General features: G+C 73.8%; 13 protein-coding genes. 9 read left to right on the top strand and 4 right to left on the bottom strand.

All coding sequences use genetic code 11. The annotated features are described in order from the left end of the window. The first annotated feature begins 28 nt into the window (after window positions 1-28). Together sucB and ACK8HX_RS02885 are read left to right on the top strand one after the other, a co-directional pair. On the top strand, window positions 29-1,951 hold the full coding sequence (gene sucB, locus ACK8HX_RS02890) for a 2-oxoglutarate dehydrogenase, E2 component, dihydrolipoamide succinyltransferase (RefSeq protein WP_411939136.1): 1,923 nt from the start codon (window positions 29-31) through the stop codon (window positions 1,949-1,951). A gap of 23 nt (window positions 1,952-1,974) precedes the next feature. Then, the gene (locus ACK8HX_RS02885; protein ID WP_411939135.1) at window positions 1,975-2,862 is read left to right on the top strand and encodes a TIGR01777 family oxidoreductase; all 888 of its coding nucleotides are present in this window, start codon (window positions 1,975-1,977) and stop codon (window positions 2,860-2,862) included. A gap of 22 nt (window positions 2,863-2,884) precedes the next feature. Here the strand turns inward: ACK8HX_RS02885 and ACK8HX_RS02880 are convergent, their stop codons facing one another. Then, window positions 2,885-4,483 (bottom strand): serine/threonine protein kinase, encoded by a 1,599-nt coding sequence (locus ACK8HX_RS02880; RefSeq protein WP_411939134.1) that lies wholly within the window; start codon window positions 4,481-4,483, stop codon window positions 2,885-2,887. A 67-nt stretch (window positions 4,484-4,550) separates the two neighbouring features. Between ACK8HX_RS02880 and ACK8HX_RS02875 the strand changes: the two genes are divergently transcribed. Further along, entirely contained in the window at window positions 4,551-5,285 is a 735-nt protein-coding gene (locus ACK8HX_RS02875; RefSeq protein ID WP_411939133.1) for a Type 1 glutamine amidotransferase-like domain-containing protein, read from the top strand. 7 nt (window positions 5,286-5,292) lie between these two features. Here ACK8HX_RS02875 and ACK8HX_RS02870 read toward each other — a convergent pair whose 3' ends face one another. Beyond that, window positions 5,293-6,327: a Gfo/Idh/MocA family protein gene (locus ACK8HX_RS02870; RefSeq protein ID WP_411939132.1), complete on the bottom strand. Its 1,035-nt coding sequence runs from the start codon at window positions 6,325-6,327 to the stop codon at window positions 5,293-5,295. A gap of 33 nt (window positions 6,328-6,360) precedes the next feature. On the opposite strand from ACK8HX_RS02870, the gene lipB reads away from it, so the two are divergent. From lipB to ACK8HX_RS02850, 4 genes are all read left to right on the top strand, one after another. Then, window positions 6,361-6,993 (top strand): lipoyl(octanoyl) transferase LipB, encoded by a 633-nt coding sequence (lipB, locus tag ACK8HX_RS02865; RefSeq protein ID WP_411939131.1) that lies wholly within the window; start codon window positions 6,361-6,363, stop codon window positions 6,991-6,993. A gap of 27 nt (window positions 6,994-7,020) precedes the next feature. After that, on the top strand, window positions 7,021-8,514 hold the full coding sequence (locus ACK8HX_RS02860) for a hypothetical protein (protein WP_411939130.1): 1,494 nt from the start codon (window positions 7,021-7,023) through the stop codon (window positions 8,512-8,514). A 10-nt stretch (window positions 8,515-8,524) separates the two neighbouring features. Continuing rightward, on the top strand, window positions 8,525-9,550 hold the full coding sequence (lipA, locus tag ACK8HX_RS02855) for a lipoyl synthase (protein ID WP_411939129.1): 1,026 nt from the start codon (window positions 8,525-8,527) through the stop codon (window positions 9,548-9,550). A 68-nt stretch (window positions 9,551-9,618) separates the two neighbouring features. Next, a complete protein-coding gene (locus tag ACK8HX_RS02850) occupies window positions 9,619-10,344 on the top strand; it encodes a DUF4191 domain-containing protein (protein ID WP_411939128.1) in 726 nt (241 codons plus the stop codon). A gap of 77 nt (window positions 10,345-10,421) precedes the next feature. Here ACK8HX_RS02850 and ACK8HX_RS02845 read toward each other — a convergent pair whose 3' ends face one another. Then, window positions 10,422-10,595 carry a hypothetical protein gene (locus ACK8HX_RS02845; RefSeq protein WP_411939127.1) on the bottom strand — a complete coding sequence of 58 codons (174 nt, stop codon included), beginning with the start codon at window positions 10,593-10,595 and terminating at the stop codon, window positions 10,422-10,424. 129 nt (window positions 10,596-10,724) lie between these two features. Continuing rightward, window positions 10,725-11,090 (bottom strand): RDD family protein, encoded by a 366-nt coding sequence (locus tag ACK8HX_RS02840; protein ID WP_411939126.1) that lies wholly within the window; start codon window positions 11,088-11,090, stop codon window positions 10,725-10,727. A gap of 266 nt (window positions 11,091-11,356) precedes the next feature. Here ACK8HX_RS02840 and glnA point away from each other — a divergent pair, with 266 nt between their 5' ends. Both glnA and ACK8HX_RS02830 read left to right on the top strand, forming a co-directional pair. Further along, complete coding sequence (gene glnA, locus ACK8HX_RS02835; RefSeq protein ID WP_411939125.1) at window positions 11,357-12,781, top strand: type I glutamate--ammonia ligase; 1,425 nt, start codon at window positions 11,357-11,359, stop codon at window positions 12,779-12,781. Window positions 12,782-12,901: 120 nt separating this feature from the next. Further along, window positions 12,902-13,351, top strand: coding sequence for a pyridoxamine 5'-phosphate oxidase family protein (locus ACK8HX_RS02830; protein ID WP_411939124.1), 450 nt, complete (start codon window positions 12,902-12,904; stop codon window positions 13,349-13,351). Window positions 13,352-13,355: the final 4 nt, after the last annotated feature.

The raw sequence follows: 13,355 nt of genomic DNA, 5'->3' as shown, positions 1-13,355 counted from the left end.
CCGCCGCCCACGAAGGAGAGCACCCCTGATGTCCGAACGTGTACAGATGCCCGCACTCGGCGAGTCCGTCACCGAGGGGACCGTGACGCGGTGGCTGAAGAACGTCGGTGACACGGTCGAGGTCGACGAGCCGCTCCTCGAGGTCTCGACCGACAAGGTCGACACCGAGATCCCCTCCCCGGTGGCGGGGACGCTCGAGGAGATCCTCGTCCAGGAGGACGACACCGTCCCGGTCGGTGCCGACCTCGCGGTCATCGGGGACGGGTCCGGTGGCGGATCGTCCGACGGTGGGTCCCAGTCCTCCGGCGAGGAGGCGGCGGCCGAGGAGGCCCCCGCCGCGCAGGAGGGCGCGGACTCCGGCCCGGCCGACGAGATCTCGGACCAGTCCGACGGCGATGCCGTCGCCGAGGCGGGCGACGAGGGCGGCCAGGAGCCGGCCGAGCCGCAGGCCTCCGACGGTGGGTCCGACGCCGGCGAGCAGGCGGCCTCCTCCGACGCGGGCTCGGGCGGGTCCGGAGACGGCGGCTCCGGCACGACGGTGCCGATGCCGGCCCTCGGCGAGTCGGTCACCGAGGGCACGGTGACCCGCTGGCTCAAGGCCGAGGGCGACGAGGTCGCCGTCGACGAGCCGCTGCTCGAGGTCTCCACCGACAAGGTCGACACCGAGATCCCCTCGCCGGTCGCGGGCACCCTGACCAAGATCCTCGTCCAGGAGGACGAGACGGTGCCGGTCGGTGCCGACCTCGCGATCGTCGGCGGTGGTGGCGGTGGCGCCACGGCCGCCCCGGCGCAGGAGCAGTCCGCGCAGGCCCCGGCAGCCGCGCAGGCCCCGGCAGCCGCGCAGGCCCCGGCAGCCGAGGAGCCCCCGGCCGAGCAGGCCTCCGCGGAGCCCGAGCCCGAGCCCGCCCCCGCGCAGGAGGCCGAGAAGGCCGAGGAGGCCCCGGCGCAGCAGGCCCCTGCCGCTCCCGCGGCGCAGGCGCCCGCACCGGCCGCGCCCTCCGACGGCGACCGTGACGCCGCGGCCTACGTGACCCCCCTTGTCCGCAAGCTCGCCGCCGACCACGGCATCGACCTCTCGAGCCTCGAGGGCACCGGCATCGGCGGACGCATCCGCAAGCAGGACGTCCTCGACGCCGCCGAGGCCAAGAAGGCGCCCGAGCCCGCAGCCGCACCGGCAGCCCAGGCACCCGCCGCGGCCACCACCACCACCGCGGTCGCGCCGGAGGCGTCGTCGAAGCGCGGCAGCACCGAGACGATGAGCCGGCTGCGCAAGACGATCGCCCGTCGCATGGTCGAGTCGCTCCAGGTGTCGGCGCAGCTGACGACGGTCGTGGAGGTCGACGTCACCCGCATCTCGCGGTTGCGCGACCGCGCGAAGGGCGAGTTCGCCCAGCGCGAGGGGACCAAGCTGTCGTTCCTCCCGTTCTTCGCGCTCGCGGCCGTCGAGGCGCTCAAGGCGCACCCGACGGTCAACGCGAGCATCGAGGGCGACGACGTCACCTACCACGGCGCCGAGCACCTCGGCATCGCCGTCGACACCGAGAAGGGCCTGCTCGTCCCCGTGCTGAAGAACGCCGGCGACCTCAACATCGCGGGTCTCGCGCGCGGGATCGCGGACGTCGCCGACCGCACGCGGAGCAACAAGATCATGCCCGACGACCTCGCCGGCGGGACCTTCACGATCACCAACACCGGGTCGCGTGGCGCGCTCTTCGACACCCCGATCATCAACCAGCCGCAGGTGGCGATCCTCGGGACGGGCTCGGTGGTCCGGCGGCCGGTCGTCGTCGTGACCGACGACGGTGGCGAGACGATCGCGATCCGCTCGATGGTCTACCTCGCCCTGTCCTACGACCACCGGATCGTCGACGGCGCCGACGCCGCGCGCTTCCTCACGACGATCAAGCAGCGCCTCGAGGAAGGTGCCTTCGAGGCCGACCTGGGTCTTTGACCGAGGCACTCGGAGGGGACACCGTGGGCCGCGTCGCCGTCACCGGCTCGTCGGGACTCATCGGGACCGCCCTCGTCACCGCGCTGCGTGAGCGCGGTGACGAGGTCGTCCGGCTCGTGCGCCGCGCCCCCCGCGCGGCCGACGAGGTCGAGTGGGACCCCTCGACCCGCGAACTCGACCCGGGCGCCCTCGACGGCGTGACCGGAGTGGTCAACCTCGCCGGCGCCGGGGTCGGCGACAGGCGGTGGTCGCCCTCGCGCAAGAAGGAGATCCTCGGGTCGAGGGTCGACGCGACGACGGCGGTGGCGACCGCCATCGCCTCGCTGCCGGTGCCGCCGCGGCTCGTGTCGGGGTCGGCGGTCGGCTACTACGGGGACCGAGGCGACGAGGAGCTCACCGAGGCGAGCGCGCCCGGCACCGGCTTCCTCTCCGACGTCGTCCTCGCCTGGGAGGCCGCCGCCGCGCCCGCCGTCGACGCCGGTGCGCCGGTCGCCTTCATCCGCTCCGGGATCGTCCTGTCCCCCGATGGCGGTGCTGCCGCGCCGTTGGTCCGGATGACGCGCCTCGGCCTCGGCGGACCGCTCGGCAACGGCCGCCAGTTCTGGCCGTGGCTGACCCTCGCCGACGAGGTCGGCGCGATCCTCCACCTGCTCGACCACCCGGAGGTCACGGGACCGGTCAACCTGTTCACCCGCCCCGACCGGCAGCGCGACCTCGCCGCCGCCATCGCCCGCGCCCTCGGCCGCCCCTCCCTGCTCCCGGCGCCCTCGCTCGCGCTGCGGCTCGTGGTCGGCGAGTTCGCGGGCGAGATCCTCGGCGGCCAGCGCATCGTCGGGGAGGCGCTGCACGCCAGCGGCTACGTCCCACAGCATCCCGACCTCGACAGCGCGGCCCGCTGGCTCGTCGCCTGACCCGGCCCGGGCACCTGCTTGCTCACGGCGCCGGCACGACGTCGCTGACCCGCCAGCCGACGTCGGTCAGGACGAGGGTGAGCACCACCTCCTCCCCCGCCGAGGCGGGTCGCGGCGTGGAGGCCGTCGTCCCCACGACGCCGTACGCGCCGGTGTCGATGCGGGCACGCACCCGCGCGGTCGCGTCGGCGGCCGTCAGCGTCACCGCGTCCCGGACCGTGTACCGCAGGCCCACGTAGCGCAGGCCGCTGCGCGACAGCTCGGTGACGGCCGCCCGGTCGCGTGCCTCCGCGGCCGAGCCCGGCGCGTCGGCCCCGTGCAGGTGTGCGGGGCTCGCCTCGCGCCAGGCCAGCGCCCGCGCCTCGGCCAGCACGGCCACCAGCTCGGCCGGGCGGTCACGCGGGGCCGTCGGGTCGAGCCGCACGTCGCCCGCCGGGGCAGGGCCTGCTGGGCGGACGACCTCCGGGCGGGCACTCGGGGCGTCGGCGCGCGCGGCACCGTCGAGCCGCCAGCCCGCGGTGCCCGCGACCGCGCCCCCGGCGACGAGCAGCAGGAGCACCGCGGCCGCCGTGACGAGGGCCCGTCGCCGGATGGTCGGCGGGGCGGGCCGGGCGTGGCGACCTCGCGTGAGCCGAACCGACGCGGCCCCCACCCAGCGGCGGACGAACCGGTCGGACCACGCCATCCGCTCGTCGACCTCCGGGGGGTGGGCGGCGGCCGCCCGCAGCCGGTAGGTGACGGCGCTCGTCTCGTCCTCACCGTGGACGAGGTGGAGCGGCTCGGGGCGGGCGGCGTGGAAGAGCTGCCACGCGAGCTCGTGGGCCGTGGGCCGGTCGGCGACCTGCGGCGACACCGCGGCCTCGAGGGCCGTGACGACCGCTCCACTGCCCTCCCCCGCCAGCGACAGCTCCGCCAGCGTCGGACGCAGGCCCGGCGGCCCGGGCACCTGGCCGCTCAGGCAGAGCCAGCCCAGGGCTCCGAGTGCGTAGACGTCGGCGGCGGGTCCGGGGTCGGCCCCCATGAGCACCTCGGGTGCGACGTAGCCGTCGGTGCCCCACACTCCGGGCGTGACCTCGCCGACGACGTGGCCGAGCCCGAGGTCGGCGAGCACCGGCCGGCCGTCGAGCTCGAGGAGGACGTTGCCCGGGGAGACGTCGCCGTGGACGACCCCGAGGTCGTGGAGGCGCCCGAGCGCCGAGGCGAGCGGCGCGAGGACGGTGACGACCTCACCCGCGGCGAGGTGACCCCGGGCGCGCACGAGCGCGTCGAGGGGACCCCCACCCACATGGGGCATCACGAGCGCCACACGGCCATCGGGCAGCGGCACGCACGCGTCGACCGCGACGACGTGCGCGGAGGACGCCCGGGCCGACAGCGAGGCCTCGCGCGCCGCCGCGTCGAGCGCCCCGAGGTCGGCCCCGACGACCTTGACCGCGACCCGGCGCCCACTGCCGACCTCGACGCCGGCCCACACCTCGCTCGTCGCCCCGCGCGCGACCAGCTCGCCCAGCTCCAGCCCCGGGACGTCGGGCCTGGCCGGGTCGCCCACGGAGCCCCCTGCGGCCCCGCCGGCGTGCCCGTGACCGTGCCGCGCCCGGTGCCCGTGCTCCCCCTCGCCCATGACCCCACCCTGCCGCGGACCGACCCGAGGACCGCGGAGTTTTCCACAGGCGCCTAGGGTGGCGGCCATGCCGACCGACGCCCGCACCGTCCTCGCGACCTCCGGCGGCTACCGCTGGGGCGCGCGCACCCGCCTCGAGCTCAACGGCCTGGTCCACCACGCCGTCGAGCTGTCCGGAGCCCATGGCCGGCGCCCGCGGGTCGCCGTCCTCGGCACCGCCTCCGGCGACCCGAAGGACTTCGGCTACCACGCCCTCGAGGCCGGCCGCGTCGCCGGCTTCGACATCACCGTCGTCGACCTGTTCCCGATGCCGAACCACGACGACGTGCCGGGCGTCCTGCTCGACCAGGACGTCGTCTGGGTCAACGGCGGGTCGGTCGCCAACCTCCTCGCGGTCTGGGACGTCCACGACCTCCGGCCCGCGATGCGTGCGGCCTGGGAGGCGGGTGTCGTGCTCTCCGGCGTCTCCGCCGGGTCGATCTGCTGGTACCTCGGCGGGACGACCGACTCCTTCGGCCCCGAGCTGCGGGCGGTGACGAACGGCCTGGGCCTGCTCCCCTTCGCCAACGGCGTCCACTACGACTCCGAGGCCGCCCGCCGCCCCACGGTGCGCCGCCTCGTCGCCGACGGCACGCTCCCCGAGACCCACTGCACCGACGACGGCGTCGGCCTCGTCTACCGCGGCACCGAGCTGGTGGAGGCCGTTGCGGAGGTCGACGGCAAGGGCGCCTACGTCGTGACGAGGGAGGACGAGGGCGTGCGCGAGGAGCGGCTCGAGCCGCGCCGCCTCCCCACGCCCTGAACCTCGGTCAGCGAGAGGGCGTCTCGACGGTGACGACGCGCTCCTCGGCGGCCGCCACGCGTGCGGCGTCGATCACCGCGAGGGTGTGCACGGCGTCCCACGGGTCGACCGGCATCGCGGCCTGCGGGTCGGAGGAGGCCAGTGCCGCAGCCACCGCCCGGTAGAAGTCGGCCTGGGAACCGGCCTCCCGCGCAACGGCTTCGGGCTCGTCGTCGCCACGGTAGATCCACCCGGCATGTTCGTCGTCGGCGTTCACCTGACCCGACCACGGGTGGTGCTCGCCCTCGAAGTCGACGAGGACGTAGGCCGCCTCGGTGCCGAGCAGGCGCACCCGCGGTCCCGGCGCCCCCGCGACGGACGTCGCCGACAGGTGCGACACCGCTCCTGACCCGTGACGGCACAGGAGGAAGGCGTCGTCCTCGGCGGGTGTCGTCCTCGCGGCCACCGTGGCCGCCACGGTGACCACGGGCCCGAACAGCTGGACCGCGGCGTCGACGAGGTGGCTGTGGAGGTCGAGGAGGAGGCCGCCGCCCTCGGCTGCCGGCGCGTTCTCGCGCCAGCGGTCCTTGGGGACCGGTCGCCATCTCTCCCACCGCATCTCGAAGCGGAAGGGGTCGCCGACGAGCCGGTCGTGGACGACCCTGGCGACCGTGGCCTGCTCGGCGTCGAACCGCCGGTTCTGGAACACCGTCAGGGGCGTGCCACGCCCGGCGGCGTGGCGCACGACGTCGGCGGCGGTCGGCGCGTCGACCGCGAGGGGCTTGTCGACGACGCACGCGAGCCCGGCGTCCGCGACGGCCCTCGCCTGAGCCGCGTGCGCCCCGCTCGGCGACGCGAGCACGACGACGTCCAGCCCCGGGACGGCGAGCAGCTCCTCGAGCCCCGGGACGACCTCGACGCCCGGGTGGTCGGCCCGGGCCGCCTCCGCCCGCTCGGCGTTCGAGGTCGACACCGCGGCGACGGTGACCCCGGCCTCCCGCAGCACCGGGGTGTGGATGGTCTGCCCGGCAGACCCGTACCCGACGAGACCCACGCGCGTCATGGGCCCACCCTAGGGGCGGCGTACCGTGGACCCATGCGCGTCGTGCACCTCGGCTTCTCCCCCGACACCGTCGACTACGAGCAGGCGTGGGCCACGCAGCGCGAGGTCCACGACCAGGTCGTCGCGGGGACGCTCCCCGACACCACGCTCCTGCTCGAGCACACGGCCGTCTACACCGCCGGCAAGCGCACCGAGCCGCACGAGCGCCCCACCGACGGCACCCCCGTCATCGACGTCGACCGCGGCGGCAAGATCACCTGGCACGGCCCGGGCCAGCTCGTCGGCTACCCGATCGTGCGGCTCCCCGAGGTCCCCATCGACGTCGTCGCCCACGTGCGCCGCCTCGAGGAGGTGATGATGCGGGTCTGCCGCGAGTTCGGCGTGGAGACCGTCCGGGTCGAGGGCCGCAGCGGCGTGTGGGTCACGAAGGACTGGCGCGGGCCCGACCGCAAGCTCGGCGCCATCGGGGTGCGGGTCAGCCGTCGGGTCACGATGCACGGCTTCGCCCTGAACGCGGACTGCGACCTCGGCTGGGCCGACCCGATCGTCCCGTGCGGGATCGCCGACGCCGGGGTCTCGTCGCTGACCCGCGAGGCCGGCCGCGTCATCACGGTGCAGGACGTCCTCCCCTACGCGGAGAAGCACCTCCACGACGTCCTCGGCTGAGCCGCCTGCATGCCCTAGGGTCGCCGCGTGATCGAGGCCCGGGACTTCCTCCTGCCGATCGCGTTCGTCGTCGTCGGTGGAGCGGCGGGGCTGGCCCTGGCATGGTGGCGCGACGTCCGCGCCGCGGGGGCGGAGGCGAGGGCGCGTCGCGGCAGCGGCCCCACGGCGCCGTTCCTCGTCTCGACCCACGGCACGACGCGCCGGGCACATGCCGTCGTCGACGACGGCAACCTGCGAATCCTCGGCCCGCGGACCCACCTGTTGCTCGAGGGGCGGGGATACACCAGTGCCGCCGTCCGGCGCCACGCCCTCGACGAGGAGCTGCTCGAGTTCTCCACGCAACGGGGCTACGTCGACGCCGCCGGGACCCGCTACCTCGTCGGGGCCTTCGAGGACTGGGAGCCGGCGCTCGTCGCAGCTCTCGAGCGGCCGCCCCGCCGCGCCCCCACGTGGCGACGAATCGGTGCCGCCGCCCCGCGCGCCCTCCTCGGCGCCACGCTAATCGCCTCGGTGGCCTTCCTCGCGGTCGTGGCCGTCTGGGCCTCCGGTCGCGACGTCTCCGCCCGCATGGAACGGCTCCTCGGCGAGGAAGGTCTCGAGTCGTGCGCGGTCCGCTGGTCCGACGGCCGGCAGTCGCGCTACGCCGAGGTCGACTGCTACGAGCCCTTTCCCGAGGTCGGCGCGCCGGTACGCATCCGCGCCCTGTCGTTCCCCTTCGACGGTCGCGCCATGGACCACGAGGGCAGCTGGGAGGGGCTCACGACCGTCACCGGGGGGCCGGCGCTGATCTCCCTCGGGCTCGTGGCCGGTGCGGTCATCGTCCGGCTGCGCCGCCCGGCCGTCCGCCTCGTGGCGCAGGTCGCACCGACGGTCGCCGTTGACACCGGCGACCCCCTGACCGTCTCCACCGGCGCGCCGCTCGGCGAGCTGCTCGACGCCCTCGCCCGCATCGAACAATGGTCGGAGGGCGTGACGTCAGCGCCCGAGCAGTCGCGGTGGCAGCCCCACCTCATCGCCCTGGGCGCCGGGCGGTGGTGGCCGGCGGCCGTCCTGGGTGGTCTCGCCCTCCTCGTCGACGACGTCCCGCACTGGCTGCGCACGGTGCTTGTCGTGGCGGCCACCGGTGCGGTCGCGTTGGCCGCGGCTCGCGCCGTCACGGCCTGGCGCGCCATCCGACCGGCGTACACCGGTGCGGTGACCAGCGAGTGGGACTACCGCCTCGTCCGGCTCGTCGACGACGAGTGGCTCGTGCTCCTCCTGCTCGGGGACCGCCCGCACTGGGTGGTGGCCCTCCTCGGCGAGGGGCACCCCCCGGTGCGGGGGCGATGCGGCGTGCGCGGGGAGCTGCGCGAAGGTGGCGCGGTCCAGCTCCGCATCGACGGCGAGTTCTGGATGGGGGCCGGCCCGGTCGAGCGGGTCGACGAGGTGGCGCTGCGGGACCTCCGGGACGAGGTCGGAGATCGGCTCGTGGACCTGGGGCAGGCACGTCCCGGTTCGGGGGGTGACGGACCCGCACAGTAGGCTGGCGCACGTGACTGTCGCACCCGAGGGACGCCGGATGCTGCGGGTCGAGGCGCGCAACGCCGAGACCCCGATCGAGCGCAAGCCCGAGTGGATCCGCACCACCGCGAGGATGGGTCCCGAGTACACCGAGATCCACTCGATGGTGAAGGGCCAGGGCCTGCACACGGTGTGCCAGGAGGCCGGCTGCCCCAACATCTTCGAGTGCTGGGAGGACCGCGAGGCCACCTTCCTCATCGGCGGAGACACCTGCACGCGGCGGTGCGACTTCTGCGACATCGCCACCGGGCGCCCCCAGCCGCTCGACCTCGACGAGCCCCGCCGGGTCGCCGAGTCGGTGCGCACGATGGGCCTGCGGTACTCCACCGTGACCGGCGTCGCGCGCGACGACCAGCCCGACGGCGCCGCCGGGCTCTACGCCGAGACGATCCGCCAGATCCACGCCCTCAACCCCAACACCGGCGTCGAGATCCTCCCGCCCGACTTCGGCGCCAGGCCCGAGCTCGTCGGCCAGGTCTTCGACGCCCGCCCCGAGGTGTTCGCCCACAACCTCGAGACCGTGCCGCGGATCTTCAAGCGGATCCGTCCCGCGTTCACGTACGACAAGTCCCTCACGGTCCTGTCGATGGCGCGCGAGGCCGGGCTCGTCACGAAGTCCAACCTCATCCTCGGGATGGGCGAGGAGGACCACGAGGTCGAGGAGGCCATCCGCGACCTCCACGAGGCGGGCACCGACATCCTCACCATCACCCAGTACCTGCGGCCCTCGCCGATGCACCACCCGATCGACCGGTGGGTCAAGCCCGAGGAGTTCGTGCACTGGTCCGACGTCGCCACCGACCTCGGCTTCAAGGGCGTCATGGCCGGACCCCTGGTCCGCTCCTCCTACCGGGCCGGCCGCCTCTGGGCCACCGCCATGCGCCACTGGGGCCGCCCCATCCCCGAGCACCTGGCCCACCTCGGCGAGGCGGCGTCCGACCCCGCCCGGCAGGAGGCGGCGTCGTTGGTGGCCCGGGCCGCGCGCACCGTATCCTGACGGTCGAACCCCCCCGGCACCCCGCGGCTGACCGCGGCGCCACGTCCCGACCAGGAGCACACCCCGACGTGTCCGAGCAGTCCGAGAAGAAGCCCGGTCGCATCGGCCAGGTCCGTCAGGCCTACCGCGCGATCAAGTCCCTCGACCCCAACCTCGGGTGGTGGATGCTCCTCGCCGGGGTCGGTGTGGCGGCCGTCCTCGTCGTCGGCGGCTTCCTCCTCGGCGGCTGGTGGCGCTGGTACGGCATCCTCATCGCCATCCCGTCGGCTCTGCTCGCCGCCGTCATCGTCATGAACCGGCGGGGCAACACCGCGATGTACGGCGCCCTCGACGGCCAGCCCGGCGCAGCCGGCGCGGCCCTCACCGGCATGGGCCGCCGCGGCTGGTACGCCGACCAGGAGCCGGTCGCCCTCGACGGCGCCCGCGGCACGCGCCCGCAGGACATGGCCGGAGCGGCGATGGTGTTCCGCGCCCTCGGCCGGCCCGGCATCGTCCTCATCGGCGAGGGTCCCCCGGCGCGCGTCACGAAGCTGCTCAAGCAGGAGGAGAAGAAGGTCGCCCGGGTGGCCCCCGGCGTGCCGGTGCACCTCTGGGTCGTCGGTGACGGCGAGGGTCAGGTCCCGGTGCGGAAGATCTCGGGGAAGCTGACCCGCATGAGACCGGTGCTGACCAAGGCCGAGACCTCGGTCGTCAACAAGCGGCTGAAGTCCCTCGGCGGGATGCGTCCGCCGCTGCCGAAGGGCATCGACCCCACCCGCGCCCGTGTGGACCGCAAGGCGATGCGCGGCAAGTGACCTCGGCGTCCCCGGACGCAGCAGTCGGCCCCGGTTCGGTACCGAACCGGGGCCGCTGCCTCAGCGGGCCGAAGGGGTCAGGCCCGCTGCTCCGCGACCTTGCGCATCGACAGGCCGAGGAGGATCTGGACCACCCCGAGCCCCATCGCCATGGCGCTGACGCCGAAGGCGAGGACGGAGGTGAACAGGGAGGCCCGCAGGAACGAGCCGTTATCGACCGTCGTGCCCGGCCGGGTGGTGGTCTCGCTCATGGTTCCGCTCCTGCTGTGGGGGTGTGCCGGTGGTGCTCCTCCGACACCTCCGTTGTACTCCTACGATACGTAGTACTACAACTCGCGGGGGTGTCTGGTGGCTCACACCCGGACCGGGCCGAGGGTCGGTCAGATCCGGACGATGCGGGTGCCGGCCGCGACGTCGTGGAGCCCGCGACCGTCGCTCGCGGTGAGCACCGCGGGGACGAAGAGGCACAGCAGGACGGTCCGCACGACCACCTGGAGCGGGAAGGAGCCGGGCCGCACCTGCCAGACCTGCATCCCGAACAGGCGGTGGCCGACGGTCGACCCGGTCACCGACACGAGGAGGATGTTGAGGGCCGCGAAGATCCCGAGCGGGAGGAAGGCCGCGACGGCGCCGCCGGGTCCGGTGCCGGTGAAGAGCAGCGCGATGCCCTGGCAGATCAGCCAGTCGACGAGGACCGCGGCGAGGCGGCGGAGGAAACCGGCGGGCTCGGGGGCGGCGGGGGGCACGGCGCCAACTCTAGGCGGGCTCCCGGACACTTCCGGAGGGTGCCCCGCCCCGGACCCACAGCGGGCCGCGCCGCTGCGACCCACCCGTCTCATCCGTTCCGCCAGTCGAGCGAGCGGTCTCACCGGTTGATACGTTGGCTCCCGTTACACCGGCGAAACACCCGGGTCACGGTCGGGAAACCCCGCCTCCCTAGTGTGCCTCGCAACGCCCCGAGGGCTGGCGGCCCCGAAGCCCTGCGCCGAGAGAACCACCAGGAGGTTCACCCGTGTTCAGCTCTGCTGACGAGGTCCTCGACTTCATCAAGTCCGAGGACGTCAAGTTCGTCGACATCCGCTTCTGCGACCTGCCGGGCGTGATGCAGCACTTCAACGTCCCGGCCCAGACGGTGGACAAGGACTTCTTCACGAACGGCCAGATGTTCGACGGGTCCTCGATCCGCGGCTTCCAGGCCATCCACGAGTCGGACATGAAGCTCGTCCCGGACCCCACGACGGCCTACGTCGACCCCTTCCGGGCCGAGAAGACCCTCATCATGAACTTCTCGATCGTCGACCCGTTCACCGGTGAGCCCTACAGCCGCGACCCGCGCAACATCGCCGCGAAGGCCGAGGCCTACCTGAAGTCGACGGGCATCGCCGACACCGCGTACTTCGGTGCCGAGGCCGAGTTCTACGTCTTCGACGACGTCCGCTTCGAGACCAAGGCGAACGCCGGCTACTACTACATCGACTCGGTCGAGGCGGCGTGGAACACCGGCCGCGCGGAGGACGGCGGCAACCGCGGCTACAAGACGCGCTACAAGGGCGGCTACTTCCCCGTCCCGCCGGTCGACCACTTCGCCGACGTGCGCGACAAGATCTGCCTCAACCTCGCCGAGGTCGGCATCGCCGTCGAGCGCAGCCACCACGAGGTCGGCACCGCGGGCCAGCAGGAGATCAACTACCGCTTCAACACCCTGCTCCAGTCCGGCGACGACATGATGAAGTTCAAGTACGTCGTCAAGAACACGGTCTGGGAGGGCGGCAAGACCGCCACCTTCATGCCGAAGCCGATCTTCGGTGACAACGGCTCGGGCATGCACACCCACCAGTCCCTCTGGAAGGACGGCGAGCCGCTCTTCTACGACGAGCGCGGCTACGGCGGTCTCTCCGACCTCGCCCGCTGGTACATCGGCGGCCTGCTCAAGCACGCCCCGGCGCTGCTGGCCTTCACCAACCCGACCGTCAACAGCTACCACCGCCTCGTCCCCGGCTACGAGGCCCCGGTCAACCTCGTGTACTCGGCCCGCAACCGGTCCGCCTGCGTGCGTATCCCGATCGCCGGCGACAGCCCCAAGGCCAAGCGCATCGAGTTCCGCATCCCCGACCCCTCGTCGAACCCGTACCTCTGCTTCGCCGCCCAGCTCATGGCCGGCCTCGACGGCATCAAGAACCGCATCGAGCCCCCGGAGCCGGTCGACAAGGACCTCTACGAGCTCCCCCCGGAGGAGCACGAGGCCATCGCCCAGGTGCCCGGCTCCCTCCCCGAGGTGCTCAACGCCCTCGAGGCCGACCACGAGTTCCTGCTCCAGGGCGACGTGTTCACCGAGGACCTCATCGAGACCTGGATCGAGTGGAAGCGCAAGAACGAGGTCGACCCGATCCGCTTCCGCCCGCACCCGCACGAGTTCGAGATGTACTTCGACATCTGACCGGGCCCGCGCAGCACGACGGCGTCGCACCCCACCGGGTGCGGCGCCGTCGTCGTGGTGTGACCGACGGACCACGCGCCCGCCCTTGCCTTCCGGGGCGTGGAGGCCTCGAATGGAGGCATGACGGACGGTCAGGACCCGCAGGTGGGCGAGGTGCACGACATCGCGAGCCACGAGGCCTGGGACCTGCTGCGCCGCTCCCCCGTCGGCCGGCTCGCGGTCGTCGTCGACGGCGTGCCGGACATCTTCCCCGTGAACCACGTCGTGGACCGCGGGACGGTGGTCTTCCGCAGCGCCTACGGGACCAAGGTCGTCGCGGCGTACGCGTCACCGGTCGCCTTCGAGGTCGACGGGTACGACGCCGAACGCCGTGAGGCGTGGAGCGTCGTCGTCCACGGGCGGGCCCGCACCATCACCGACCCCGACGAGGCCGCCGAGGCGCTGCAGCTGCCGATCGTCCCGTGGCAGCAGGGGCGCAAGCCCGTCGTGGTCCGCGTGGTGCCGGACGAGGTCACCGGACGTCGGTTCGTCGTGCAGGACGCCGCAGGGACCACCCCGACCGGGCCCTGACCCG

Origin of the sequence: Oryzobacter faecalis (assembly GCF_046764005.1) — a bacterium.
Taxonomy (GTDB): Bacteria; Actinomycetota; Actinomycetes; order Actinomycetales; family Dermatophilaceae; genus Oryzobacter; species Oryzobacter faecalis.
The sequence above is the reverse complement of the archived record's forward strand: the minus strand, read 5'-3'. Positions and strand labels throughout refer to the sequence as shown.

Excerpts from the sequence above, each read along its gene's own strand:
- sucB (WP_411939136.1), top strand. The coding sequence starts at position 29 with ATGTCCGAACGTGTACAGATGCCCGCACTCGGCGAGTCCGTCACCGAG.
- ACK8HX_RS02880 (WP_411939134.1), bottom strand. The coding sequence starts at position 4,483 with ATGGGCGAGGGGGAGCACGGGCACCGGGCGCGGCACGGTCACGGGCAC.
- ACK8HX_RS02875 (WP_411939133.1), top strand. The coding sequence starts at position 4,551 with ATGCCGACCGACGCCCGCACCGTCCTCGCGACCTCCGGCGGCTACCGC.
- ACK8HX_RS02870 (WP_411939132.1), bottom strand. The coding sequence starts at position 6,327 with ATGACGCGCGTGGGTCTCGTCGGGTACGGGTCTGCCGGGCAGACCATC.
- lipB (WP_411939131.1), top strand. The coding sequence starts at position 6,361 with ATGCGCGTCGTGCACCTCGGCTTCTCCCCCGACACCGTCGACTACGAG.
- ACK8HX_RS02845 (WP_411939127.1), bottom strand. The coding sequence starts at position 10,595 with ATGAGCGAGACCACCACCCGGCCGGGCACGACGGTCGATAACGGCTCG.
- ACK8HX_RS02830 (WP_411939124.1), top strand. The coding sequence starts at position 12,902 with ATGACGGACGGTCAGGACCCGCAGGTGGGCGAGGTGCACGACATCGCG.